The 26,417-nt window shown below is 31.5% G+C and carries 23 protein-coding genes and 1 pseudogene; 1 reads left to right on the plus strand and 23 read right to left on the minus strand.

What is annotated here, in order from left to right:
* The 22 genes and pseudogenes from truB to JJD95_RS06995 form a co-directional block, all read right to left on the minus strand.
* Positions 1–149, minus strand: a pseudogene (gene truB, locus JJD95_RS06890) (tRNA pseudouridine(55) synthase TruB); the annotation flags it as partial.
* Positions 146–1,108 carry a bifunctional oligoribonuclease/PAP phosphatase NrnA gene (locus tag JJD95_RS06895; RefSeq protein ID WP_291641671.1) on the minus strand — a complete coding sequence of 321 codons (963 nt, stop codon included), beginning with the start codon at positions 1,106–1,108 and terminating at the stop codon, positions 146–148. The gene JJD95_RS06895 and the pseudogene truB, both read right to left, overlap by 4 nt.
* A complete protein-coding gene (gene rbfA / locus JJD95_RS06900; protein WP_291641673.1) occupies positions 1,098–1,505 on the minus strand; it encodes a 30S ribosome-binding factor RbfA in 408 nt (135 codons plus the stop codon). The genes JJD95_RS06895 and rbfA overlap by 11 nt, the downstream gene beginning before the upstream one ends.
* Positions 1,506–1,526: 21 nt before the next feature.
* Entirely contained in the window at positions 1,527–3,593 is a 2,067-nt protein-coding gene (infB, locus tag JJD95_RS06905) for a translation initiation factor IF-2 (RefSeq protein ID WP_291641675.1), read from the minus strand.
* 23 nt (positions 3,594–3,616) lie between these two features.
* Positions 3,617–3,967 carry a ribosomal L7Ae/L30e/S12e/Gadd45 family protein gene (locus JJD95_RS06910; RefSeq protein ID WP_291641767.1) on the minus strand — a complete coding sequence of 117 codons (351 nt, stop codon included), beginning with the start codon at positions 3,965–3,967 and terminating at the stop codon, positions 3,617–3,619.
* Positions 3,954–4,223 carry a YlxR family protein gene (locus tag JJD95_RS06915; RefSeq protein WP_291641677.1) on the minus strand — a complete coding sequence of 90 codons (270 nt, stop codon included), beginning with the start codon at positions 4,221–4,223 and terminating at the stop codon, positions 3,954–3,956. Before JJD95_RS06915 ends, JJD95_RS06910 begins: the two co-directional genes overlap by 14 nt.
* 11 nt (positions 4,224–4,234) lie before the next feature.
* A complete protein-coding gene (gene nusA, locus JJD95_RS06920; protein WP_291641680.1) occupies positions 4,235–5,356 on the minus strand; it encodes a transcription termination factor NusA in 1,122 nt (373 codons plus the stop codon).
* A 13-nt stretch (positions 5,357–5,369) separates the two neighbouring features.
* Complete coding sequence (gene rimP / locus JJD95_RS06925) at positions 5,370–5,831, minus strand: ribosome maturation factor RimP (RefSeq protein ID WP_291641681.1); 462 nt, start codon at positions 5,829–5,831, stop codon at positions 5,370–5,372.
* 204 nt (positions 5,832–6,035) lie between these two features.
* The gene (locus JJD95_RS06930) at positions 6,036–10,370 is read right to left on the minus strand and encodes a PolC-type DNA polymerase III (RefSeq protein ID WP_291641683.1); all 4,335 of its coding nucleotides are present in this window, start codon (positions 10,368–10,370) and stop codon (positions 6,036–6,038) included.
* Positions 10,371–10,393: 23 nt separating this feature from the next.
* Positions 10,394–11,443: a flavodoxin-dependent (E)-4-hydroxy-3-methylbut-2-enyl-diphosphate synthase gene (gene ispG / locus JJD95_RS06935; RefSeq protein ID WP_291641685.1), complete on the minus strand. Its 1,050-nt coding sequence runs from the start codon at positions 11,441–11,443 to the stop codon at positions 10,394–10,396.
* Positions 11,444–11,455: 12 nt separating this feature from the next.
* Positions 11,456–12,487 (minus strand): RIP metalloprotease RseP, encoded by a 1,032-nt coding sequence (rseP, locus tag JJD95_RS06940; protein WP_291641686.1) that lies wholly within the window; start codon positions 12,485–12,487, stop codon positions 11,456–11,458.
* A gap of 14 nt (positions 12,488–12,501) precedes the next feature.
* Positions 12,502–13,662: a 1-deoxy-D-xylulose-5-phosphate reductoisomerase gene (dxr, locus tag JJD95_RS06945; RefSeq protein ID WP_291641688.1), complete on the minus strand. Its 1,161-nt coding sequence runs from the start codon at positions 13,660–13,662 to the stop codon at positions 12,502–12,504.
* Between the two features lie 79 nt (positions 13,663–13,741).
* Positions 13,742–14,548 carry a phosphatidate cytidylyltransferase gene (locus JJD95_RS06950; RefSeq protein ID WP_291641690.1) on the minus strand — a complete coding sequence of 269 codons (807 nt, stop codon included), beginning with the start codon at positions 14,546–14,548 and terminating at the stop codon, positions 13,742–13,744.
* A 10-nt stretch (positions 14,549–14,558) separates the two neighbouring features.
* A complete protein-coding gene (locus JJD95_RS06955; RefSeq protein ID WP_291641692.1) occupies positions 14,559–15,338 on the minus strand; it encodes an isoprenyl transferase in 780 nt (259 codons plus the stop codon).
* Positions 15,339–15,419: 81 nt separating this feature from the next.
* On the minus strand, positions 15,420–15,977 hold the full coding sequence (gene frr / locus JJD95_RS06960) for a ribosome recycling factor (protein WP_291641694.1): 558 nt from the start codon (positions 15,975–15,977) through the stop codon (positions 15,420–15,422).
* A gap of 15 nt (positions 15,978–15,992) precedes the next feature.
* Positions 15,993–16,712: a UMP kinase gene (gene pyrH, locus JJD95_RS06965; RefSeq protein ID WP_291641696.1), complete on the minus strand. Its 720-nt coding sequence runs from the start codon at positions 16,710–16,712 to the stop codon at positions 15,993–15,995.
* A gap of 71 nt (positions 16,713–16,783) precedes the next feature.
* Positions 16,784–17,704 carry a translation elongation factor Ts gene (gene tsf / locus JJD95_RS06970; protein WP_291641698.1) on the minus strand — a complete coding sequence of 307 codons (921 nt, stop codon included), beginning with the start codon at positions 17,702–17,704 and terminating at the stop codon, positions 16,784–16,786.
* Between the two features lie 112 nt (positions 17,705–17,816).
* Positions 17,817–18,518, minus strand: a complete 702-nt coding sequence (gene rpsB / locus JJD95_RS06975) for a 30S ribosomal protein S2 (RefSeq protein ID WP_291641700.1) — start codon at positions 18,516–18,518, stop codon at positions 17,817–17,819.
* A gap of 253 nt (positions 18,519–18,771) precedes the next feature.
* Positions 18,772–19,548 (minus strand): GTP-sensing pleiotropic transcriptional regulator CodY, encoded by a 777-nt coding sequence (gene codY, locus JJD95_RS06980; RefSeq protein WP_291641769.1) that lies wholly within the window; start codon positions 19,546–19,548, stop codon positions 18,772–18,774.
* A gap of 202 nt (positions 19,549–19,750) precedes the next feature.
* Entirely contained in the window at positions 19,751–21,862 is a 2,112-nt protein-coding gene (gene topA, locus JJD95_RS06985; RefSeq protein WP_291641701.1) for a type I DNA topoisomerase, read from the minus strand.
* A gap of 47 nt (positions 21,863–21,909) precedes the next feature.
* On the minus strand, positions 21,910–22,992 hold the full coding sequence (dprA, locus tag JJD95_RS06990; RefSeq protein ID WP_291641703.1) for a DNA-processing protein DprA: 1,083 nt from the start codon (positions 22,990–22,992) through the stop codon (positions 21,910–21,912).
* A 49-nt stretch (positions 22,993–23,041) separates the two neighbouring features.
* Positions 23,042–24,604 (minus strand): YifB family Mg chelatase-like AAA ATPase, encoded by a 1,563-nt coding sequence (locus tag JJD95_RS06995; RefSeq protein ID WP_291641771.1) that lies wholly within the window; start codon positions 24,602–24,604, stop codon positions 23,042–23,044.
* A gap of 631 nt (positions 24,605–25,235) precedes the next feature.
* On the opposite strand from JJD95_RS06995, the gene JJD95_RS07000 reads away from it, so the two are divergent.
* Positions 25,236–25,604 (plus strand): YraN family protein, encoded by a 369-nt coding sequence (locus tag JJD95_RS07000; RefSeq protein ID WP_291641705.1) that lies wholly within the window; start codon positions 25,236–25,238, stop codon positions 25,602–25,604.
* Here JJD95_RS07000 and JJD95_RS07005 read toward each other — a convergent pair.
* Positions 25,599–26,411: a ribonuclease HII gene (locus JJD95_RS07005; RefSeq protein WP_291641707.1), complete on the minus strand. Its 813-nt coding sequence runs from the start codon at positions 26,409–26,411 to the stop codon at positions 25,599–25,601. The genes JJD95_RS07000 and JJD95_RS07005 overlap by 6 nt on opposite strands.
* Positions 26,412–26,417: the final 6 nt, after the last annotated feature.

Genomic DNA, 26,417 nt, shown 5'->3' on the forward strand with positions numbered 1-26,417 from the left:
CCTATACAAACAAGTAAAACCCCGCTAGCTTCAGGGTCTAAAGTGCCAGCATGGCCTACTTTTTTTACATTGCTTATTTTTTTTATTTTACGTACTACATCAAAAGAAGTAATTCCTGTAGGTTTATGTACATTTATTATACCATTCATTTTATCAACTCTTTTTCTAAAATTTCCAGAAGTTTAACTTTAATGTCATGAAAATTTATTTCAGTGAAAAAACCTGCAGCTCTAATATGGCCACCACCGTTAAAACCTTCTGCAATTTTTCTAACATCAACTATTGATTTAGATCTTAAACTTACTTTAACACCATTTTCAGCTTCTCTTATAACAATAGTAACTTCAACTGTATTTATAGACGAACCTAAAGTTACAACATCTGCTGTATCGGAAGATTCCAAATTATATTTTTTTATCAGATTTTTAGGTATGTACATAACACATACTGTGCCATGAAGTTCTGATGTCATATTACTAATAATTTCTCCACAAAACTTTATTTGCTCGAATTTTCTATTTTCAAAAACTTTTCTATGAATATCACTAAAATCTATACCTGTATTAATAAGCTCTCCTGCGATACTATGAGTTACTGCTGTTGTACTTGAATGTCTAAAAGAACCCGTATCTGTAAGTAAAGAGGTATACAAACATGCACTGATTTCACTGTCAATTTTAACCTTAAGAAGTGTAAGCGCCTCATACACAATCTCTGCAACTGCAGAAGCGCCTGTATCAATATAGTTCAAATCTCCGTACAAATCATTAGATACATGGTGATCTATATTAATTAATGCAAATTTTCTATTTTGCATAGATAAATTTGCATTAATTCTTTTAAAATCACCACAATCTAAGACTATAATGCAGTCTGTATCCTTTAATGGTTCACTTAATTCACCAGTAATTTCGTAAGAGTAAGGCAAAAACATAAATTTTTGCGGAATAATTTCTTTAGAAATTATATATACTTCCTTGTTTAATTTTCTAAGTCCAATAAGTAAAGCTAGTGCACTACCTAATGAATCCCCATCTGCAGAAGTATGAAAAGATATAGCAATTTTTTTGCACACCTTTATTTTACTAATAATACCACTAATCCTCATTGCTATCTTCTACACTTATATGTGCTTCACTATTTTCTCCATCAATTTTTTCTTTTTCTTTTATTTGATGAAAAATGCCTTCTAAATGTATTGCACGTTCTATAGTTTCATCTACCTCTATTATGACTTGAGGAACATGTCTTAATTTAACATGAGCCCCTATTTCTTTTCTCATAAGTCCAGTTGAACTTTTAAGTGCCTCAATTGTTTCTTTTTTAGAAATTTCGCTACCAAATATACTAACGTAAATCTTTGTGTAGCTTAAATCTTTTGTTGTATCTACTTTTGTTACACTTACCATAGCACTTTTTCTTGGATCTTTTATTTTGTTTTGAATTGTATTGCTTACTTCTTTTTTAATTTCTTCATTTATTCTTCCATTTCTATAATTAACCATACAACCCACTACTCCTTAAACTTACATTAATTTTGGCTTTACTTCTTCCATTATGAACGCTTCAACAACGTCTCCTTCTTTTATATCATTGAATTTTTCTATACTTAACCCACATTCATATCCAGCTGCAACTTCTTTTGCATCATCTTTAAATCTCTTTAAAGAAGCTAATGTTGATTCAGTTATTACTATGCCATTTCTAAGAACTCTTACACTACTATTTCTAGTAATCTTACCACTGAGTACATAGGATCCTGCTATTGTTCCTACACTTGACACTTTGTATATTTGTCTTATTTCAACTCTACCTAAAACAACTTCTTTATATACAGGATCAAGAAGTCCAAGCATTGCAGCTTTTATATCATCAAGAGCATCATAAATTATTCTATAGGTTTTAATTTCTACTCCTTCTTTTTCTCCAATTGAAGCAGCATTATTGTCTGGTCTTACATTAAATCCTATGATTATAGCATTTGATGCAGCTGCAAGCGTAACATCTGTTTCTGTAATAGCTCCAACCCCAAAATGTATAACTCTTACTTTAACATTTTCAGTAGATAATTTTTCTAGAGATTGTCTTACAGCCTCTACAGACCCTTGAACGTCAGCTTTAACAATTACACCAAGTTCTTTAACAGATCCTTCTTGTATTTGACTATATAAATTTTCCATTGACACTCTATTACTTGCCTTAAAATGTTCTTCTCTTGATTTTGCTTTTCTAGTTTCGGCCATATTTCTTGCAGTTTTCTCATCTTTAACTACATTGAATCTGTCTCCAGCTGCTGGCACTTCAGATAATCCAAGTATTTCTACTGGTATAGAAGGTCCTGCAGTGTTTATCTTTTTACCCTTATCATCAAACATTGCCCTGATTCTACCATAAGTTGAACCAACTATTATAGAATCTCCAGTGCTTAATGTACCATTCTGTATAAGTAGTGTAGCAAGTGGACCTCTACCTTTGTCAAGTTTTGCTTCTATTACAGTTCCTTTTGCGTGTCTGTCAGGACTTGCTTTAAGCTCTAACATTTCTGCTGTAATTAATATCATTTCAAGTAGTGTATCTAAACCTTCTTTAGTATGAGCTGATACTGGAACACAAATTGTGTCTCCACCCCAATCTTCTGATACAAGACCATTATCTGCTAATTCTTGTTTAACCTTGTCAATATTAGCTCCTGGTCTATCTATTTTGTTTATAGCTACTATCATTGGTACTTTAGCAGCCTTACAGTGATTTATAGCTTCTTTAGTTTGTGGCATAATACCATCATCTGCAGCTACAACAAGTATAACTATATCTGTTATTTGAGCACCTCTTGCTCTCATTGCAGTGAAAGCTTCATGACCAGGTGTATCTAAAAATGTTATTTTTTCTCCATTAATAGTAACGGTATAAGCACCAATATGTTGTGTAATTCCGCCTGCTTCTGTTTCAGTAACCTTAGATTTTCTAATGCAATCAAGTAATGATGTCTTACCATGATCAACGTGACCCATAACTGTAACAACAGCTGGTTTCTTATCTGTACCTAAATCAACATCAGCATCTTCATCATCAGCGATTTTTCCTAGTTCTTCATCTTTGAGTACTGCAAGTGCACCATATTTTTCTATTACTTTTTCAGCTGTAGCAAAATCAATTTCTTGGTTCATTCCAGCCATAACACCTATAAAAATAAGTTGTTTTATAACTTCTACATAAGGTCTCTTTAACTTATCAGCTAAGTCCTTAACAGTAATAGACTCTTCAATTACTACAACTTCATCATCTATCGCTTCAACACTATTGTTACCATTTCCTAATTCATCTCTACCTTTTCTACCTCTTTTTCTGATAATAACTTTGTTAGCATCTTCATTAGCTAAATTTTCGTAATGTTCTACTGTTTCATTCTTATCATCTTTAAGTCCTGAATTCTCGTCACTATATAGTTCCTTTATTAACTCAGCATCCTCTTCCTCAATCACACTCATATGATTTTTGGCCTTTATACTAAATTCCTCAAATAGTACATTAATTAATTCTTTACTTGTTACTTCTAATTCTTTTGCTAATTCATATATTCTGACTTTTGCCAAATCATTCACCCCCGAAATTTAATTTACTCATTCTCTTTGCTTTCTTCATTTTCTTTATTTACTTCATTATCTTCATTCCATAAGCTGAGTAGCTTATTACTCATTCTTTTATCATTTACACACAAAATATTAATTTCTGCTCTACCTAAACACTTACCTAAAGCTTCACTGGTAACACCTTCAATAAGTGGTATATTGTTTTTAATCCCTAGTCTTTTAAATTTGTCTTTTGTATTTACAGCACTTTCCGCAGACAAAATTATAAGAGTTCCTCTTCTGTGTGACAGCGCTTCTTCACATTGATTGTAACCCTCAATAAGTTTGCCTGCCTTTTTTGTTAATCCTAAGAAATTAAAAAATTTATTGTTCATTATTTATCTCATCCCTAAGTTTAACATAAATTTCTTCACTTATTTTTCCGCCTAAATTCCGCTCTAATCTTTTTGTTTTAAAAGATTTTTCAAAGCATTCTATGTTCTTACATATATATGCGCCTCTGCCCGGCTTTTTCCCTATTAAATCTATAGAAGTTTCGCCTTCTTTACTACGAACTATACGCAATAATTCTTTTTTACCTTTCATTTCCATACATCCGGTGCACATACGCTGAGGTATTTTTTTAACCTTCATAAAGCTATCACCTACTCTTTAATAATTGGTTCAGTTGCTTCATTTTCACTAACATTGCACTCAGTAACTTCAACTGATTCCATGTTATATTGTGCTTGTGTTCTACTTTTAATGTCTATTTTCCAACCTGTGAGTCTAGCAGCCAATCTAACATTTTGGCCTTCTTTACCAATAGCTAAGGATAATTGATTATCTTCCACTATGACTTTTGCAGATTTAGAATTTTCTTCAACTACAACATTCAATACCTTTGCAGGACTTAAAGCATTTGATATATACTCTTCAGATTTCTTGCTCCACTTAATAATATCAATTTTTTCATTTCTGAGTTCGTTAACTATATTTTGAACCCTGCTACCTTTAGGACCAACACAAGCTCCCATAGCATCAACATTTTCGTCATTTGAATACACTGCAATTTTAGTTCTTGACCCTGCTTCTCTTGAAATACTTTTTATTTCAACAATTCCACCAAAAACCTCTGGTACCTCTAATTCAAACAAGCGTTTTACAAGACCTGGATGAGTTCTTGATACGCCCACTTGAGCGCCTTTTGTAGTGTTTTTAACCTCAACAATATATAATTTTAATTTTTCATTAAAATTGTATTCCTCACCTGGCATTTGCTCAGTAGCGCCAAGAACAGCTTCGATTTTACCTAAATCTATAAATACATTTCCTCTATCTTTTCTAATAACACTTCCTGTAATAATGTCAAATTCTTTGGTTATAAATTCATTGTAGATAATATTTCTTTCGGCCTCTTTAATTCTTTGAATAACCACTTGTTTTGCTGATTGTGCTGCTATTCTTCCAAATTTTCTTGGAGTAACTTCAATATCAACAGTATCCCCAATTTGGTATCTAGGACTATATTCTTTAGCTTCTTCAAGTGTTATTTCATTAACTTCCTCAAGTACTTCTTCTACAACTACTTTTTGACCATAAACATGTATTTCACCTGTTTCTCTATTCATTGACACTTTTACATTTTGACTAGCATTAGAAAGAGTAGCATAATTTTTCTTGTATGCTGCTACTAATGCATCTTCGATAGTTTCAAAAAGCATTTCTTCGCTAATTCCCTTTTGGTCTACAATTTCTCTCAATGCTTCAATAAAATCTTGATTCATTTTAACTTCCTCCTTACAGCACTGGTTTCAAACTTATAATGGAAATATTATCTTTTTGAATAGATATATTATTCCCATCATATTGAATTTCTATTTGCACATCAGAAAATCCTATTAAATCGCCCTCAAACTTTTTTTCACCTTCATATAGGCTATTTAAATTCACTAGTACATTTTGACCTATGTATTTTTCTAGATGTTTGTCATCATATAAAATCCTCTCAATTCCTGGTGAAGATACTTCTAAACAGTAACCCTCGGCTATGGGGTCTTCTATATCTAATATTTCACTTGTGGCTCTACTTACTTTTTCACAGTTTTCTAGCGATATCCCATTAGCATTATCTATATAAATTCTGAGGAAATTTTCTCCTTTTTCTTTTACATATTCTAAATGATATAATTCACAATCGTTTTTCTCTACTATTGGACCAATTAATCCTCTAAGTTTTTGTAACAAGGTATCATTTTTCATTTTAACACCCTCCTTCTATTCATATTTTCCACATCTATCAGTATACTTAATCATAATATTATAATTAAAACGCAACCATGAGTTGCGTTTCAATAAATAGAGAGTAGGACCGGCCTACTCTCTTGTAATAAAATTATCACAGATAACTACTGTTTATAAGTTTATCATAAAAAATTTGTTATTTCAAGAGTTAATTCAATTTTACTAAAAAAACGACAACTGATTCGTCTCAGGGAGGCCTTTTAAGCAACCGTGATTATCTAATGCTTCAATAACTGTTTTAGAAACTTTAGAGCGAATTCTCAAATCTTCTTTAGATATAAACTCACCTTGATTTCTTAATAAAACTATGCTTTTAGCAGCATTTTCTCCTACACCTTCAAGGCTACTGAGTGGTGGTCTTATTGAATCACCTTCAATTATAAATTTAACTGCCTCAGACTTATAAAGGTCTACATTTAATAACTTTATCCCTCTTTTATACATTTCAAAAGATAACTCCAGTGCTGTGAGAAGACCTTTTTCTTTCATTCCTATATCCTTACCCATATCTGTTAGTTCATCCATTTTTACTTTTATAGCACTGGCACCTTTTACAATTAAATTAGCATCAAAGTCATCTGCTCTTATAGTAAAGAACGTAGCATAATATTCCTTTGGATAATAAACCTTATAATATGCTATTCTTACCGCCATCATTACATATGCTACTGCATGTCCTTTAGGAAACATATACTTTATCTTCTTACATGATCCTACATACCAATCTGGAACATCATGTTCTCTCATTACTAGCTCATCATCTTCTGTAAGTCCTTTACCTTTTCGCACTTTCTCCATGATAGTAAAAGCAGTCTTAGGTTCAAGATTTTTCTGAATTAGATAAACCATTATATCATCTCTTGTTGAAATACAATCTTTAAGCGTTGTTAATCCTTCTTTGATATAATATTGCGCATTATTAATCCAAACATCCGTACCATGAGATAGTCCAGAAATTCTAACTAAGTCTGAAAAAGATTTTGGCTGGGTGTCTAAAAGCATTTGTTTAACAAATTTTGTACCAAATTCTGGTACACCGTAACTTCCAACTTCAGAGCCCAATTCTTTAACGGTAAGCCCTAGTGCCGCTGGGGACGTAAATAAGCTTATGACCTTAGGATCTGATAGTGGAATAGTTAGAGGGTTAAGTCCTGTTAGATCTTGAAGCATTTTAAGCATTGTAGGGTCGTCATGCCCAAGGATATCAAGTTTTAATAGTCTGCCACTTATGGAATGGTAATCAAAATGTGTTGTAATAATCTCAGAATTTGGATCGTCAGCTGGGTGTTGCACTGGGCAAAAATTATATATCTCATTATCGCTTGGAACAACCATTATTCCACCTGGATGCTGACCTGATGTTCTCTTAACTCCAGTGCATCCCTGAACTAGTCTCTCTATTTCAGCTTGAGGAACCATAATGTCCTTTTGGCCCAAATATTTTTTCACATAACCATAAGCAGTTTTGTCAGCAATTGTTCCTATTGTTCCTGCTTTAAAAGTATGGCCTTTACCAAATAACACTTCTGTATACCTATGGATATCTGCTTGATTATCTCCTGAAAAATTCAAATCTATATCTGGTTCTTTATCCCCTTCAAACCCTAAAAATGTTTCAAATGGAATATCATGACCATCTTTCACATATAACGTGCCACAACTCGGACACTCTTTATCAGGTAAATCAGCGCCTGAACCAACAGATCCATCCAATATAAATTCACTTCTTTTGCAATTTGGGCATACATAATGAGGCGGAAGTCCATTTACCTCCGTTATATTAGACATGTTAGCTGCAAAAGAAGACCCAACTGAGCCTCTCGATCCTACTAAATAACCGTCTGCAAGAGATTTTGCTACTAATTTTTCGGCAATTAAGTAAAGTACAGCATATCCATTACCTATAATAGAGTTTAATTCCTTATCCAATCTTTTTTCAACTATCTCTGGTAATTTTTCCCCGTATATAGAATGAACTTTGTTCGAGGTCATTTTCCGAATATCATCTTCTGCGCCTGGTATTGTGGGCGTAAACGTTCCATCAGGTATTGGCTTTATAACTTCTATCATATCTGCAATTTTGTTCGGATTATAAATTACAACTTCTCTACATTTTTTATCACCTAAATATGAGAACTCTTTTAACATTTCATTAGTAGTTTTAAAATATAGTGGGGGTTGATCATCTGCATCCGAAAAGCCTTTACCAGCCATTAGTATTTTTCTGAAAACTTCATCAGAAGGTTCTAAGAAATGTACATCTCCTGTAGCAACTACGAGCATATTGTTTTTCTCTCCGATGTCACATATCTTTCTATTAATCTCCATTAATTCATTTTCATCTTTTACAGTACCATTTTTAATCATGAATTTGTTATTTAGGAGAGGTTGTATTTCTAAATAATCATAGAATCCTATAATCTTCTTAAGTTCTTCCTCAGATTTTCCTTGAAGCACTTCCTTATATACTTGCCCAGCTTCACAAGCAGATCCAACTATAAGACCCTCCCTATATTTTTCCACTATGGTCTTAGGAAGTCTAGGTCTTCTATGGAAGTAATCTAAATTTGAAAAGGAAATAAGCTTATACAAATTTTTAAGTCCTACAAGATTTTTAACCAAGATAATAACATGAAATGTGTTTGCTTTCTTCACATTAAAATCATCTAGAAATGCACTATTCAAAGTATCTAAGTCTAGGATGTTTTTTTCTCTAAGCAGCCCAAAGCAATGTAATAGTATATCTGCCGTAGCTTTAGCATCATCTATGGCTCTATGATGATTTTCAAGGGTGATGCCTAAATGCTTGGCAACTACATTCAGCTTAAATGTTTTAAGATCCGGAAGTAAATATTTAGCTAGTGGTATTGTATCCATAATTGCATTTTCAAATTTTAAATTAAGTCTCTCTGAGTTCTTCTTGATAAAAGAAGCATCAAAACCAGCATTATGAGCTACTACCACACTACCCTTTGCAAACTCTAAAAACTTAGGTAGTATTTCTTTGATAGACTCCGCTCCAGCAACCATATCATTTGTAATTCCAGTAAGCTCTGTAATCTTATAAGGTATGTCCATTTCCGGATTTATGAATTCATTAAATCTATCTACTATTTTCCCGTTTTCGATCTTAACTGCTCCAATTTCTGTAATTCTATCATTTTCACTAGATAGCCCTGTTGTTTCTAAGTCAAATACCACAAAACTATCATCTAAATTTTCGTTATGATTATTAATAACTATTGGAACTCCATCATCTACTAAATACCCTTCAACACCGTATATAATTTTTATTTTATTCTTTTTAGCTGCCTCCATAGCTTCTGGAAAAGCTTGGACTACACCATGATCAGTTATTGCTACTGCCTTATGTCCCCATTTTGCGGCTCTTTCAACAAGTTTAGATGCTGGGCTTATTCCATCCATAGCGCTCATTTGAGTATGCAAATGAAGTTCAACTCTTTTTTCCTGGGCTGTATCCATTCTTTCTATTTTCTTTAGTTTTATTATATCTCTAACCATTACAACAACTTCTCTTGCATAAGTGTCATAACTGGCTTCTCCTCGCACCTTACAAAAAAGCCCCACTTTAACTTCTTCCATAATCTTTTCTACATCTTTAGGCTTTGGAAAACATTTTACTGTAATTGAACTTTCATAATCTGTAATAAAAAACGTTATGATTATTCTTCCAGTTTTGGTTTCTAATATATTCACCTTAAAAACATCTCCAGAAACACATACTATTCCCGAAGCTTCATTTATATCTTCTATTGTTATACTATCGCTATTGTTTATATTTCTTCCCATTATAGTGTTTTCATCAGCAGCCTCACATTTTTTATAACCCTGCCCCTTATTCCATTTGTTTCCATTGGAATTGTCTTTATTGTTACTGCTATTTTGAGGTTTATCTTTCTTTTCTGTACTGATATTTTTGACAATTTCATTTATTATAGTTTGATTTTCCACTTCTTTTTTAACAAAATAATCTTCTTTTAAAAGCTCCCTATTATGTTCTAGTTTAACTATTGAATTAACTCCAAACATGTCATTTATAGTGGTTTTCAAAAGTACCTCTATGTTTTTATCTCTTAAAATTTTGCACATAAAATCATTACCACATTGAATTTTCAGTGTACCATTCTCAATCATCCTAGAAGATTTTAATAAACTATCCCTACTGGATGGCTCTGAAGTAGCTATCACATTTACAACATCCGACCAATACTTATCTTTTACATCTTCTATAGTGGCGTTTGATACATCTTTATAGCAAATTAGCTGTATATCTTGAAAACTGCATAATCTTTTTTTAATAATATTTTTGATTAGCAGATTTTTATTATCATCTATATCCTCAAAGGATTTGATTATCACCCTTAATTTGTCGCTCTTTTTAAGGTATTGAACTCTAAGTACCTTAATATCATCTACTAGTGTTTCTTCATTTAAATCAAAATCATTTTTTAACATTTCAGCTAAGCTTACATTCATTGGTATACCTCCTGATAGGACGTCTAAAGTTTATCTATCTCGCGTATAAGCTCTTCTACTAAATTTTCTTCGTTAACAGTTTTAATTATTTCACCTTTTTTAAATATGAGACCAACTCCACTTCCTCCTGCTATTCCAATATCAGCTTCTCTGGCTTCACCTGGTCCATTTACTACGCATCCCATTATTGCAACCTTTATGTTCTTATTGCAATGTTCTAATCTTTTTTCTACTTCATTAGCAATTTTGATAAGATTAATTTGAGTTCTACCACAAGTTGGGCATGATACAAATTTAATTCCATCATCCCTATATCCTAAGGATTTTAGGATTTCTATGCCAACTTTAACCTCGTCTACTACATCGCCTGTTAATGATACTCTTATAGTGTCGCCAATACCGCAAGCTAAAAGTGCTCCAATACCTACACTTGATTTTATAGTTCCTCGCCATGTAGTTCCTGCCTCAGTAACGCCTAGATGTAGTGGATAATCTACTTTATCTGAAATTATTTTATAACTTTCTATCATCATAATTACATCAGAAGATTTGATAGAAATAACTATATCATAAAAATCTAAGTTTTCTAATATTTCAACATGTCTTAACGCACTTTCTACTAGTGCCTCTGCACATACATGACCGTACTTTTCAAGAAGATCACTTTCTAGTGATCCTGAATTAACACCAATTCTAATGGGAATACCCTTTTCTTTGGCAGCCTTTGCAACTAATTTGATTTTATCAATACTTCCAATATTACCTGGATTGATTCTTAATTTGGCTACTCCATTTTCAATTGATTTTAAAGCTAACCTATAATCAAAATGAATATCTGCAACTAATGGTATATGAATCCTTTTCACAATATCTTTAATAGCATCAGCAGCTGCCATATCAGGAACCGCACAACGTATAATTTCACAACCTGCCTTTTCCAGCTTAAGAATTTGCTCAACAGTAGCATCTACATCCCTTGTATCTGTACTAGTCATTGACTGCACCGTTACCTTAGAATCTCCACCTATATATATATTCCCAATTTTAATCTTCTTTGTTTGTTTAACCTTCATTATCTTCATCTCCTAGAATTTCATTGGGCTCACTATATCCTTAATGACTATAAATACCATGAATGCCATTAAAATCATAAATCCTACATAATTTACAGCTGCGACTTTCTTTTCATCTAATTTTTTGCCAGATATTATTTCAAATAATAGTATAAAAATCCATCCTCCATCTAGTGCTGGGAAAGGTATTATGTTTAATATTCCCAGTTGCACACTTAACATTGCTGTTAACGACATTAAATTTATAATTCCAGCTTGTGCTCCCATTGTTGAAATTCTTATTATGCTTATAGGTCCCCCAACATCATTGACAGAAACTTCACCCTGAAATATACTGCCGAAGATTCCAAAAATTAATTTTGATGTATTGATAGTTTGTTTAAATCCATAACCTACAGCTTCACCGAAATTCAGCTTCTCTTGAAGACCAGCGATTCCCACCATAAATCTTTTTTCTTCCTCATTCATAACAGGGGTAATCGTAAATTTTTCTAATTTTGAATTTCTGACTATTTCAATAGTCGTACTCTCCCCTTTAGCAATAGTCATTTCATTTATAAATTGATCCCACTTCTCTATATTAACTTTATTAACCTTAGTAATTTTGTCTCCAACTTTTATTCCAGCATTCATAGCTGGACTATTAGGGACTAATTTTCCAACTGTAGGTAATATATTTCCTAGTGAAGCTCCTATAATGGCAAATAAAACAAATGCTAATATTATATTCATAATTGCACCAGCAGATACTATGCTTAGTTTTTGCCAAGGAGTTTTACACGCGAAAGATCGTGGGTCATCACTTTCTTCATTCTCACCTTCCATTTTAACATACCCACCAATAGGAAATGCCTTAATTAAATACTCCGTTTCTTTTCCTTTAATACCAAAAAGTTTCGGACCCATTCCTAGTGAAAACTCATGTACTTTTACTCCATTTAGTTTAGCTAGCATAAAATGGCCTAATTCATGTATTATAATCAAAAGACTAAATGCTAATATAGCCATAATAATATACGGTATATTCCCTATAAAACTACTCATAACAATTTACCTCCCTACCTTTTACCATAATTGTTTTTCACGTATTCTCTTACCTTTAAGTCAATTTCTAGGATCTCTTCTAAATCCGGATTAATACAGTGTTCAAATCTATCCATGCAATTTTCTATAATATATTCTATTCCAAGATATTTGATTTTATAATCTAAAAATAATTCAACAGCCACTTCATTTGCAGCATTCATAATAGCTGGCATATTTCCACCCATTTTACCAGCTTTATAAGCTAACTTTAGACATTTGAAAGTTTCCATATCTGGTTTCTCAAAAGTCAAATTACCCATATTATAAAAATCCAATTTATCAATAACAGCATTCTTTCTTTCAGGATAGTTTACAGCATATTGGATAGGAAGTCTCATGTCAGTAGAACTCAGTTGCGCCATTACACTTCCATCTTTGTATTCTACCATAGAATGTATTACACTTTGAGGATGAACTACTACTTGTATGTTGTCATACTCAGCTCCAAATAACCAGTGTGCCTCTATAACCTCTAGTCCTTTATTCATAAGTGTTGAAGAATCAATAGATATTTTTTTACCCATTTCCCACTTAGGATGTTTAAGCGCCTCTTCAGGTTTTATTTCTATTAATTGTTCTCTAGTTTTACCTCTAAAAGGACCACCTGAAGCAGTTAATATTATTTTATTAACTGCTTCTATTCTGTTCCCCTGTAGACATTGAAAAATTGCACCATGTTCTGAATCAACCGGCAAAATATTAACGTGATTTTTTTTAGCAGCATCCATCACGAGTCCACCTGCTACTACTAAAGTTTCTTTATTAGCTAAGGCAATATCTTTTCCAGCACATATAGCTTTCATAGTTGGAACAAGACCAATCATACCTACAACTGCAGTTACTACAAGATCAACTTCTGGCAGTGTGCTTATATAATTCAAACCTTCTAGCCCCTGCAAAACTTCCGTTAAATACTCTTTTTCATTACAATGTTTTTTAAGTTTTAATGAAGATTTCTCATCCATCATGGCAATATATTTAGGTTTAAATTCCTCTATAATGGGAATGATTTTCTCAAAGCTGACATTGGCAGAAATCCCTATAATTTCAAAATTATTAATATCCTTCCGAATAACATCCAAGGTTTGGATTCCTATGGACCCAGTAACGCCTAAAATAGTAACCTTCTTCATGTAAATCTCTCCATTCCTATAAATCTGTTTTTTTATATTATACATCTTTAAAATTTTATTTATGTTCTAATTTTACCATTTATATTTTTAATATAAAAGTAATATAATAAAATGCTACTACCGAAACAAATAAAATACTATCAAACCGATCTAAAATCCCACCGTGTCCTGGTATAATATTACTATAATCTTTGGCTCCTACAAATCTTTTTATAGATGACGCAATTAAATCTCCGATTTGTCCAAAAATTCCACAAAGTATACCTATTATAAAGTAATGATATAGCTCTATAGAAACGCCATATTGTGAAATGAAATAACCATAAACCGTACACCCTATAGCACTTCCAAGTAACCCACCTATTGAACCTTCAATTGTTTTATTAGGACTAACTTTAGGACACAATTTGTGTTTACCACCTTTACCAAAAAATCTTCCAGAGTAGTAAGCTGCCGTATCACAACCCCATGAACAAATAAATATAATCCATACTAAATATCCACCGTAGGTTTTGTTATTAACAAACACAATGAAACTAAAAAATACTGCTACATACAAAAACCCAAAAATAGTTATAGCAATATCTACAAAATTATAATTTGTATGAAATATAGGTATACATAATAAGAAGAAAATTGTTGCTATTAAAATGTATACATTAAAACTAGATAAAAAATCCTTGCCCATATTTACGTAATATAATGCACATAAAATGTATCCTATTAGTCCAATTGGTTTATAGTGTTTTTTTCTAGAAACTTTATAGAATTCGTACATACCAAAAAGTGAAAGTACCATTACAAGATATTTCAAGTAGTCCCCGCCTAAAAATAAAAATATTATTAACGGCGCCAGAATAAGTGCTCCTATATATCTATTATTCATATTTTCTCCCCTATTTAACCTTTCCAAATCGTCTATCTCTTTTTTGATATTCCGATATTGCAAGTTTTAGCTGTTTTTCATGAAAATCCGGCCAATTAATATCCGAAAACCAAAGTTCTGAGTACGCACTCTGCCATAGCAAAAAATTACTTAATCTCAACTCCCCACTAGGCCTTATTATGAGGTCCGGGTCTGGCATTTCACTGGTATACATATATTTTGAAAACAATTCTTCCGTTATTTCATCTTTAGATATTTTTTTACTCATCAAATCCGAATAAATTTCTTTTACAGCATCTATTATTTCATTTCGTCCACCATAATTTAAAGCTAAATTTAAAACTAAACCCTTATTGTTTTTTGTTTTTGCGTAAGCATGATCTAATTCTACTTTACATACCCCTGGTAATTTTGAAATGTTCCCGATGGAATTAATGACAACATCATTACTATTTAATTCCTCCAACTCGTTTTTTAAATATTCTACTAATAAGTTCATTAAAGAGTCTACTTCCGCTAAAGGTCTATTCCAATTTTCTGTTGAAAATGCATATAATGTTAAATATTTTACTCCGAGTTTATTACATTCCTTTACTATTCTTCTTATTGATTCCACTCCAGCCCTATGTCCAAGTGCTCTTGGCAACTTACGTTTCCTTGCCCATCTACCATTACCATCCATTATAATTGCAATATGCGTAGGTATTTTTGCCATATCTAAATCCAAATTATCACTGTCATTATTCTTTATATTATTATTCTTTTTAAAAAAAGCGAATAAATTTTTCAATATAATTCTCTCCTTTTTATTAGTTATAGTATAATTTTAAATAGAACCTGCAATTAAGCAGGTTCTATTTAAAATTATATGTTAAACTTTCATTATATCTTTTTCTTTAATATCTGTTAATTTATCCACTTCTTTAATAAACTTATCTGTTTCTTTTTGGATTGTATCTTCAGCTTTTTTAACTTCATCTTCAGTAATTTCGCTATTTTTTTTAAGCGCTTTAATTTTATCATTAGCGTCTCTTCTGATAGATCTTATAGCTACTTTAGCATCTTCTGCTGTTTTCTTCACAGTTTTAAGCAATGTTTTTCTTGTTTCTTCAGTTAGTTCAGGAATAATAAGTCTAATAGTTGATCCATCATTTGATGGATTTAATCCTAAATCAGATTTCAGTATAGCTTTTTCTATATCTTTCATAGATGCTTTGTCCCAAGCCTGAATCATTAGCACTCTAGGTTCTGGTGCTGAAATGTTTGCTAGCTGACTCAGAGGCATAATACTTCCATAACATTCAACGTGAATCCTATCTAGCATTGAAGGGTTCGCTCTTCCAGCTTTAAGACTTCCAAACTCTTGTTTTAAAACACCAATAGTTTTATTCATTTTTTCATCAGCAATACTAATAATTTTATTAATCATAGAATCCCCTCCATATTATTTGGTAGAAGCAGATACTAAAGTACCAATTTTTTCTCCCAAAATCGCTCTTTTTATATTTTCTGGTTTATCAAGTCCAAAAACTAGTATAGGTATATTATTATCCATACATAATGATGTAGCAGTAGAATCCATAACTTGTAGCCCTTTTTCGAGCACACTAAGATAACTTAATGTATCAAACTTTACTGCATCTTTAAACACATGAGGATCCTTATCATAAACTCCATCAACTTTTTTAGCAAGCAGTATTACTTCAGCCTCTATTTCTGCTGCTCTAAGTGCTGCCGCTGTGTCTGTTGAAAAATAAGGATTACCTGTACCAGCTGCAAATATAACAACTCTACCTTTTTCCAAATGTCTCATAGCCCTTCTTCTTATAAATGGTTCAGCAATTTCCTTCATTTCAATGGCAGTTTGCACCCTAGTCTTTACTTCCACATTTTCTAGTGAATCTTGAAGTGCTAATGCGTTAATACAAGTTGCCATCATACCCATATAATCTGCTGTAGTCCTATCCATTCCTTTACCACTTCTACCACGCCATATATTTCCGGCTCCAACAACTATACCTATTTCAACACCAAGCTTTACTAGTTCCTTTATTTGAAGTGCTATCTCATTTGTAGTGTCAAAGTCTATCCCAAATCCTTGCGTACCAGCTAAAGCTTCTCCAGAAATCTTTAACATAATTCTTTTATATTTAGCTACTTCCATGAATATTACACCTCCAAAATTAGAGTATTACTTATTTTAAAAAAGAGAACACGCAGTGTCCCCTTTAATTGTTATTTACCCTGCACTTGTCTTGCAACTTCTTCAGCAAAATTTTCTTCCTTCTTTTCTATACCTTCGCCTCTTTCAAACCTTACAAATCTTGTTACTTTTATGTCAGCACCAAGTTTTTTAGATTCTTCTTGAAGAAATTTTGTAATGGTATAGTCAGCGTTTTTTACCCAAATTTGTTCAAGTAGACAAACTTCTTTATAATATTTATTTACTCTACCTTCAACCATTTTTTCAACAATTTTCGCTGGTTTTCCTTCGTTTAGTGCTTGAACTCTATATATTTCTTTTTCTTTATCTAAAGTTTCATTATCAACACATGTATTATCTAAGAATAGTGGACTTGCAGCTGCTATTTGCATTGCAATATCTTTAGCAATTTTGATTAACACATCATCTTTCTTATCGCAGGCAAGTTCAACTAAAACACCAATTCTTCCACCACCATGGATATAACTTTGTACTATACCATTTTCAATAGAGAACTTTTCAAATCTTCTTACAGACATGTTTTCGCCCAATTTAGATATTAATTCCGTAACAGCGTCTGTAACTGTTATCTCTTCATTAGCTATGTATTTTTCAGAAACAAATTCTTCTATAGTAGTTGAAGCAGTTTGCGCCGCTTGCAATGCAACGTTTTTAGTTAAATTAACAAAGTCTTCATTAGCAGAAACAAAGTCTGTTTCGCAATTAACTTCTACAACAGATCCAGTCTTCATATCCTCTGAAATATGTGTGCATACTAATCCTTCGGAAGCTATTCTTCCTGATTTTTTAGCAGCAGCTGCTAAACCTTTTTCTCTTAAAAGTTCAACGGCTTTATCAATAACACCATCTGTTTCCGTTAAAGCTCTTTTACAATCCATCATTCCAGCTCCGGTCATTTCTCTTAACTCTTTAACCATGCTTGCACTAATCATTATTATTTCCTCCTATTCCTATCTAATTTAAAAGGTAAATGAAAGCATTACCTTCCACCTACCCCTCAAATGTTATATCCATAATTACCTTATCTCATAAATCTAATTACTATTATTCAGCTAATTGTTCGCCTTGTCTTCCTTCTATAATAGCATCAGCTAATCTTTCAGTTATTAATTTAACTGCTCTTATAGCATCATCGTTACCTGGAATTACATAATCAATTTCATCTGGATCACAGTTTGTATCAACTATTGCAACTACTGGTATTCCAAGAGCTTTAGCTTCAGAAATCGCATTTTTTTCTTTTCTTGGATCTACAATAAATAGAGCTCCTATTTTGTTTGCATCCATACTTCTGATTCCGCCTAGATTTATTTCTAGTTTTTCTCTTTCATGCATAAGTTTACTTACTTCTTTTTTGGGAAGAACGTCAAAAATTCCATCCTCTTCCATTTTAAACAATTCTTCTAATCTTTTTATTCTTGTTTTGATTGTTTTGAAGTTTGTTAACATTCCGCCTAACCATCTATTGTTTACAAAATGCATACCTGATCTTACAGCTTCAAATTTAATAGCTTCTTGAGCTTGTTTTTTTGTACCTACAAATAAAACATCTTTACCTTCTTCAGATACAGATTTAACAAAATCATATGCCTCATCGATTTTTCTAACTGTTTTTTGTAAATCGATAATATATATTCCATTTCTTTCTGTAAATATGTAAGGAGCCATTTTAGGATTCCATCTTCTAGTTTGATGTCCAAAATGAACACCTGCTTCTAATAATTGTTTCATTGATATAACTGCCATTAATAATAACCTCCCTGGTTTTTACCTCCATTACCATCATCTTATCGAAGTCCATATATAGGAACCCTTCAATAATTAAGTAATGTGTGTATTTTCTTACGTTTGTAGTATATCACAAGATATTGATGTATTCAATAAAAACTTTAAATCAGAATAAAAACGCAACATAATTATTAATATTCTCATCTTATACAAATTTATACTTTGTTTACTAAAAATAATAAAGGGCAGAGCAACTTTGCTCTGCCTCTTATTATTTTATTTTATTAAGTTCATCAATTAGTTTATCATTTAATATTTTAATATGTGTGCCCTTCATTCCAAGGGACCTTGATTCTATTACTCCTGCACTTTCAAATTTTCTTAGCGCATTGACTATAACAGATCTTGTTATTCCCACTTTATCTGCTATTTTAGAAGCCACAAGTAATCCTTCAGGACCGTCTAATTCACTGAAAATATGTTGCACAGCTTCAAGTTCTGAATAGGATAGTGTTCCAATAGAAAGTTGTACTACAGCTTTTTTTCTTGCTTCTTCCTCAATTATATCATTTTTAGCTCTCAAAATTTCAAGTCCAACTATAGTAGCACTATATTCAACTATTACTAAATCATCTTCTGTAAAATCCTTATCAAATCTTGCAAGTAAAAGTGTACCTAATCGTTCCCTATTTCCGTTTATAGGTACTATAGTAGTTATTTTATTATCTACTTTGCACTCTTTACTTTCTTCAAGTACACAGGATTCTTTATTTACAAGATTTTCCTTTGTTTCATTAATATTAAGTAAATTATTATTGTAGTTTTCTGGGAATCTCATGTTTTTTATAATATCATCTTTTACTATATCACATTCATAACCGCCGGATAATGTATAACCTAATATTTTCCCTTTTCTGCTAACAATATACACATTACATTTCAATACATCACTCAGTAAATTACAAATATCATCAAAAACTACTGGTTCAGCTCCTGATTTTTGCAATATCTTATTTAACTTTCTCGTTTTTTCTAATAATGACACAATACTCCTCCTCTTATATTTTATATTTATTTAACCAATTCTTAATCAAAATTCTATAATAAACAAAATTCACAATTTTCCAAATTTTTAGAATTGTTCCTTCTACCTTTAATAATATCATAATATCCATGTCATATCAATATTATTTCATAAATTTCGACAAAATATTTATGGAACAGTAAATTGTTTGAATTGTTCATCGGTTTTACTTTTCTTCAGTTTTTTCTTCAATACTTTCTTCTACTTTGTACTCCTTATGTTTACATTCTGGATTTGAGCATTCCATGTATTCTCCTTTAGATTTACTATATTTTTTTAACATATAAGTATCACACACAGGACATTTTATGGCTGTAGGCTCAAACCAACTCACGAAATCACATTTTGGATAATTACTACATCCAAAAAATTTAGTACCTTTTTTACTTCTTCGTTCTAAAACTTTCCCATCACATTTAGGGCAATTAACTTCTAGTTCTTTAGTGATTGCTTTTGTGTTTTTGCATTCTGGATAACCAGGACAGGCTAAGAAATCACCAAACCTTCCATGTTTTATCACCATGAACTTACCACATTTATCACATACAACCTCAGTAACCTCATCTTCAATTGTAATCTTAGCAATTTCTTTCTCAGCAATTTCGATATCCTTTTTTAAAGGTGTAAAGAAAATATCAACTATATTTTCCCATTTTTCTTGTCCTTCTTCTATAGTGTCTAAATTATTCTCCATTTGTGCTGTAAACTCAACATCTACTATTTGCTTAAAGTATTCACTTACTATATTATTTACGATATTTCCAAGTTCAGTTACTTCTAAAGTTTTTTTATCTTTTTCTATATATCTCCTACCAAGAAGAGTTGATATAATTGGGGCATAAGTACTAGGTCTTCCTATGCCATTTTCTTCTAAAGTTTTTACAAGAGATGCCTCAGAAAATCTTGCAGGTGGTAGCGTAAAATGCTGCTTACCTTCAGTATTTTCATTAATTAAAACATCTTTCTCCTTAAGTTCTGGGAGTTTCATTGTGTTTTCTTCTTCATCTAAGTCCCCATTATAAATTTTTCTAAATCCGTCAAAGGTTACTTTAGATCCGGATGCCTTAAGTATATAGTCTCCATTTTCTATATCTATCGATATAGTATTTAGTAAACACGATTCCATTTGACTAGCAACATACCTATTCCAAATCAAGGTATATAACTTATATTGTGGTGCCTTTAAAGTTTTTTTTGCTATTTCCGGTGTTATTTCAACATACGATGGTCTAATAGCTTCATGAGCATCCTGTATATTTTTTTTACCTTTATATATTCTAGGAGTTTCAGGATAGTATTTTTCACCATATTTATTTTCAATAAATTCTTTTGCATTTCCTTGTGCTTCTTCGGATATTCTAGTGGAGTCAGTTCTCATATATGTAATAAGTCCTACTGTTCCATGTCCCTCTATTTCCATACCTTCATACAATTGTTGAGCTACAGACATAGTTCTTTTAGTTGAAAAATTAAGTTTTCTATAAGCATCTTGCTGAAGCGTGCTTGTTATAAATGGTGGAAGTGGATTTTTGCTCTTAGATGCTTTCTTTATCTTTCTTACAATAAATTCTTTTTCATTAAGCAATCTAATAATTTCATCGCTTTCATCTTTAGAATTTATTTCAATTTTATTTCCACCCTTAGAGGTTAATTTAACATTTAAATTCTGAGGTTCTCCTTCTTTATGCAACTGGCATTCTATAGTCCAATACTCCTGAGTAATAAAATTTTGTATTTCCTTTTGTCTATCACAGATTATTTTAAGAGTAACCGATTGAACTCGGCCTGCACTAAGTCCCCATTTAACTTTTCTCCAAAGTATAGGACTAATTTCATATCCAACCAATCTATCAAGTATACGTCTTGCTTGTTGTGCATCCACAAGCGGTGCATTTATTATTCTTGGAGTTTTTATAGCGTTTTTAACTGCCGTCTTAGTTATCTCATTAAATTCTATTCTACATTTATCTTTTTCATCTATTTTTAAGGCTTTTGCTAAATGCCAAGCTATTGCTTCACCTTCTCTATCAGGGTCAGTTGCCAAATAAACTTTATCGCTTTTTTTTGCTTCTTTTCGAAGTTTACTGAGAATTTCTCCCTTACCACGGATAGTAATATATTTAGGTTGATAATTATTATCTATATCAACCCCTAATTGGCTTTTTGGTAAATCTCTAACGTGTCCCATGGACGCTTCAACTACAAAGCTACTACCCAAATATTTTTTTATAGTTTTAGCCTTTGCAGGTGACTCAACTATTACAAGTTTTTGTCCCATCTTATCCCCTCCATCAATGTATTCTAGTTTAGTTACTATATTTTCAATTAAATATTGTCGTTTACTCTTACATAATAGTTTCCTGATAAACATAATATTTGATTTTTAATCTGCAGTTCAAATAATACCTCATATAATTGTTTTATGTCAATGTTAGTTATTCTAATAATATCATTAATATGTAGTGGACTATCATTTATTACGTTATATATCTCTTTATGAGTTTCGTTATTTAAAGCAACTACAGCGGTATTTTTTAGGGTCTTCATATCTATTCCTATTAAGTTAAATATATCTTCAGAACAGGTAAGAGGAAAAGCTCCATCTTTAATTAATTTGTTGGTTCCCCTACTTTCATGTGAAAATATAGAGCCTGGAACAGCCATAACATCCTTACCTTGTTCAAGTGCTAAATTTGCAGTGATTAATGATCCACTTTTTTCACCAGCTTCTATTACTATAATAATATCACTAAGAGCACTTATTATTCTATTCCTCTGAGGAAAGTTATACGCATATGGCGGTATTCCTGGTAAAAACTCTGAAATAACACAACCACTTCGAGCTATTTCGCTGAAAATTCCAGTGTTTTCTTTTGGATATACTATATCCAGTCCTGAACCTAAAACTGCACATGTATAACCCTCATTCTCTAAACAGTTTCTATGGGCAAAAGTATCTATCCCCCTAGCCATTCCGCTAATAATATTAACATTATTAGAACATAGGTCTCTACATATAATTTTAGTTACATCCTTACCATAATTCGAAAATTTTCTTGATCCTACTATAGAAATATTATACCCTTCATTTAATGGCAATATGTTGCCCTTATAAAATAATGTATATGGAGCATCGTCATAATTTTTTAATTTTTTAGGATAATCACCCTCGTAATAAGAAATTGATTTTATCTCATTAATTTCTAAGTTTCTTTTCACATTATCAATATTACTTTCATTCCAAGCATTAGTCAGGATATCAGTTAACTCTTTTTTGAAATATTCAGTTTTTTTAGTATGTACACCATAATACCATATTTTTTCAGTATTTTGTAAATCATTTATTAATTTCAGTTTAATTCTAGGGGATAATTTAACTAAAGAAAACCATATATCATAGTCATTCATATTTTTCACATACCTCCAATATATAAAATTTTGTTATTATCAATATTTACTAAACTATCCTCTCATCTATAAATTTTCTATATTGCATAGCCTCAATGATATGCATATCTAAAATGTTTTCACTTTCATCTAAATCAGCAATAGTTCTAGCCACCTTAAGAATCCTAGAATAGGCTCTTGTACTTAGATTAAATTTATTGTACACTAATTCCATTATTTCACTTGCACTATTGTCTAAATGGCAGTATTTTTTTATTAATTTTTGACTCATCTCAGCATTACAGTGAATTTTTTCCTTCCTAAATCTTTTTGCTTGAATTTTTCTTGCTACTTCCACTCTTTTTTTAATAACATCAGACTTTTCACTATTTTTCCCATCAACTATTTTATTATAGGGTAGTGTATTCACTGCTGTAAAAATGTCTATCCGATCTATTAAGGGCCCGCTGAGTTTGCTTAAATATCTTCGCCTTTCATATTCACTACAGCTACATCTTTTCTCTAAAGACCCATAGTATCCACAAGGGCATGGATTTAAAGCACTTACAAACATGAAATTTGATGGATATTCTATGTTTCCATTAATTCTAGAAATATTGATTTTTCTATCCTCTAATGGCTGCCTTAATATTTCTATTACATTTTTTTTAAATTCTAATATTTCATCTAAAAATAATACTCCATTATGTGCTAAAGATATTTCTCCAGGTGCTATTTTATTGCCACCACCCACAAGGGCTATCCTTGATATCGTATGATGTGGACTTCGAAAAGGTCTTTGCAAAATAACCCCCCCTGCGTCCCCTAGTTTTCCGCAAATACTGTATATTTTTGTAACTTCTAATGACTCCTCTTGACTTAAAGAAGGTAGAATTGTAGGAATTCTCTTCGCCATCATGGACTTTCCAGAGCCCGGAGGACCATACATTAATAAATTGTGGTTTCCAGCTGCTGCAACTTCAATAGCACGCTTTGAACTCTCCTGACCCATAACATCCTCATAATCTAACTGCTCATTAATTAATACCTCCACCTCATTACTCTGTTTATAAGGCATTAAGTCCCTATAATTTAAAAAGTCTACTACTTGTTTTAAATTATCTAATGGATATATCTTTGCTGATTTTACAAGGCTACATTCCTTTGCATTGTTACTTGGAACAATAAACTTTTCGATTTTATTTTCTATACCTTCCATAACAACAGATAATGAGCCTCTTACGCTCTTAAGTCCACCAGAAAGTGATAATTCTCCTATAAAAAGATAATCATTAATATCATTTACTATTATTTGTTTAGTCGCAAGCAGAATACCTACGGCTATTGGCAAATCGAATAGTGAGCCTTCTTTCTTAAGATCCGCTGGCGCTAAATTTATAGTTACTCTATTTACAGGAAACTCAAAACCTGAATTTAATATTGCAGAGCGTACCCTTTCTTTTGATTCTTTAACTGCTATATCTGCAAGACCCACAATGTTTAAAGCGGGAAGTCCACGAGTTATGTCAATTTCAACTGTAACTATAACCCCTTTAATTCCTGTAAATGCAGCCGACATAATTTGTATTGCCATATTATCACCCTTAACCTTCTTATTGCTTATTACTTCTATTCCATAATTATTGACAAAATTATTTTATATAAACTTATTACTAAATTATATTTTTATATTGTTTTTGTTTTTTTGCAAATAATAATTACTAATTGTGAATATACAAAATTATAACCAAACATCACCAATATAAAATATCTTTGCATATTATATCCAAGCCCTCTTTGGTTTTTCTATTTATCTATAATAATTTAATGTTTTTATCATATACATTTAGTATATATATTTTCAAATTAATATTTAAGCGTAATATATTAACTCATTGGAGGTTTCTATGAAAAATGCACTACCACCCATATTAAGGGATAAAATCGATAGAAATAGGTTATGATATAAGTGATGAGCTACAGGTAAATTTTCAGTCTATCTGTAGTGAAACACTTAAATTCATAGTTTAAATCTCTGAAATGGTGAACCGGTATAAATGCTAACAGTTACATATCATTGTTAAAACTGGGGCAAATTTGGGCACAATAAGGTACTTGTAGTAGTTTTATTTTCTTATTAACTCGTAATTATAACTATTTAGACATAATAATGTATATTTTTGATATTATTTTGATTTTCATTTTTTATTAATCTAATATAAGTCATATACCAATTATAGATGTTTATGGAAGGATGTTTTTGAATGAAAACACACAACAAAGATATTGGTGCACTAGGTGAAGATATAGCAGAAACTCATTTAAAAAATACGGGATACGTGATTAAAGAAAAAAATTTCAGATGTAAGTGTGGAGAAATCGACTTAATAGCCGTAAATAGTGGTTATACTTGCTTTGTAGAAGTGAAAACCAGATATGGTACAAAATTCGGATTACCAGCAGAGTCAGTCAATTATGTAAAGCAGAAAAAAATTTACAAAACAGCTGAGGTTTATATTTCGTACAAAAATATTGCTGACTCTAATTTTAGATTTGATGTTATAGAAGTTCTACTAAATAACGATAACAATGATTTTTTAGTTAATCATATCGAAGATGCTTTTCAATTATAATTCTAATATATTTTTAAGGAAACTTTTTCTATGTATTGATATAGCTCCATATTTTTTTAGTGCACTAACATGCTGCTCTGTACCATACCCAACATTTTTATCAAAACCATAATTCGGATATTCATTGTGATACTTAAACATCAGTTCATCTCTATATACCTTTGCGATAATTGAAGCACAGGCTATGCTTATACTTTTTGTATCTCCTTTTATTGCAAACTCATTTAAACCCAAATAATTTTTGATTTTATATCCATCAGATAAAACTATATCTGGTTTAATGGTAATTTCATTACAGCAATCTAAAAACACTTGATTATTGCACCACCCAATACCCTTTTTATCAATCTGGTTATTATCAATAGCAATAATCTTATAAGCTATTGCCTTTTCTTTAATAATCTTAGATAATTCGGATCGAACAGAGATTGATATTTTTTTAGAATCGTTAGCTCTAAGAATTAAATCCGTATCATCCTTTATATTTAAATCTAATATTACTGCGGCTGCCACTATTGGGCCTGCTAGTGGACCCCTACCAACCTCATCCACTCCGGCTAAATATTTATAGTTTCCATAGCTTCTATCAAAGTCGTACATTTTTTTTACTCTTTGAATCTCTTTTTCTTCGTTCTCGAACATTTTAAACATTTTACTACCTAATTTTTGTACAGTTTTTCTATTGTCATTTAAAAGCACATTCATGAGACTTTTCATACTATTATCTGACCTAACATTTTCTATTGATTTTATATGTTCACATATTTCTTTATAACTCATATTTAAAAAATTCATATCTTTTTCCATAATATC

Origin of the sequence: Clostridium sp., from assembly GCF_016650035.1 — a bacterium.
In the GTDB taxonomy this organism is placed as follows: Bacteria; Bacillota; Clostridia; order Clostridiales; family Clostridiaceae; genus Clostridium_AD.

What these genes read in the sequence shown, in the direction of transcription:
- frr (WP_291641694.1), bottom strand. Translation starts at nt 15,977, where the DNA reads ATGATTAATAAAATTATTAGTATTGCTGATGAAAAAATGAATAAAACT.
- pyrH (WP_291641696.1), bottom strand. Translation starts at nt 16,712, where the DNA reads ATGGAAGTAGCTAAATATAAAAGAATTATGTTAAAGATTTCTGGAGAA.
- rbfA (WP_291641673.1), bottom strand. Translation starts at nt 1,505, where the DNA reads ATGGTTAATTATAGAAATGGAAGAATAAATGAAGAAATTAAAAAAGAA.
- ispG (WP_291641685.1), bottom strand. Translation starts at nt 11,443, where the DNA reads ATGAAGGTTAAACAAACAAAGAAGATTAAAATTGGGAATATATATATA.
- JJD95_RS06950 (WP_291641690.1), bottom strand. Translation starts at nt 14,548, where the DNA reads ATGAATAATAGATATATAGGAGCACTTATTCTGGCGCCGTTAATAATA.
- nusA (WP_291641680.1), bottom strand. Translation starts at nt 5,356, where the DNA reads ATGAATCAAGATTTTATTGAAGCATTGAGAGAAATTGTAGACCAAAAG.
- JJD95_RS07000 (WP_291641705.1), top strand. Translation starts at nt 25,236, where the DNA reads ATGAAAACACACAACAAAGATATTGGTGCACTAGGTGAAGATATAGCA.
- JJD95_RS06930 (WP_291641683.1), bottom strand. Translation starts at nt 10,370, where the DNA reads ATGAATGTAAGCTTAGCTGAAATGTTAAAAAATGATTTTGATTTAAAT.
- JJD95_RS06915 (WP_291641677.1), bottom strand. Translation starts at nt 4,223, where the DNA reads ATGAAGGTTAAAAAAATACCTCAGCGTATGTGCACCGGATGTATGGAA.
- JJD95_RS07005 (WP_291641707.1), bottom strand. Translation starts at nt 26,411, where the DNA reads ATGGAAAAAGATATGAATTTTTTAAATATGAGTTATAAAGAAATATGT.
- topA (WP_291641701.1), bottom strand. Translation starts at nt 21,862, where the DNA reads ATGGGACAAAAACTTGTAATAGTTGAGTCACCTGCAAAGGCTAAAACT.
- JJD95_RS06895 (WP_291641671.1), bottom strand. Translation starts at nt 1,108, where the DNA reads ATGAGGATTAGTGGTATTATTAGTAAAATAAAGGTGTGCAAAAAAATT.
- rseP (WP_291641686.1), bottom strand. Translation starts at nt 12,487, where the DNA reads ATGAGTAGTTTTATAGGGAATATACCGTATATTATTATGGCTATATTA.
- rpsB (WP_291641700.1), bottom strand. Translation starts at nt 18,518, where the DNA reads ATGGCAGTTATATCAATGAAACAATTATTAGAAGCAGGTGTTCATTTT.
- rimP (WP_291641681.1), bottom strand. Translation starts at nt 5,831, where the DNA reads ATGAAAAATGATACCTTGTTACAAAAACTTAGAGGATTAATTGGTCCA.
- dprA (WP_291641703.1), bottom strand. Translation starts at nt 22,992, where the DNA reads ATGAATGACTATGATATATGGTTTTCTTTAGTTAAATTATCCCCTAGA.
- dxr (WP_291641688.1), bottom strand. Translation starts at nt 13,662, where the DNA reads ATGAAGAAGGTTACTATTTTAGGCGTTACTGGGTCCATAGGAATCCAA.
- tsf (WP_291641698.1), bottom strand. Translation starts at nt 17,704, where the DNA reads ATGATTAGTGCAAGCATGGTTAAAGAGTTAAGAGAAATGACCGGAGCT.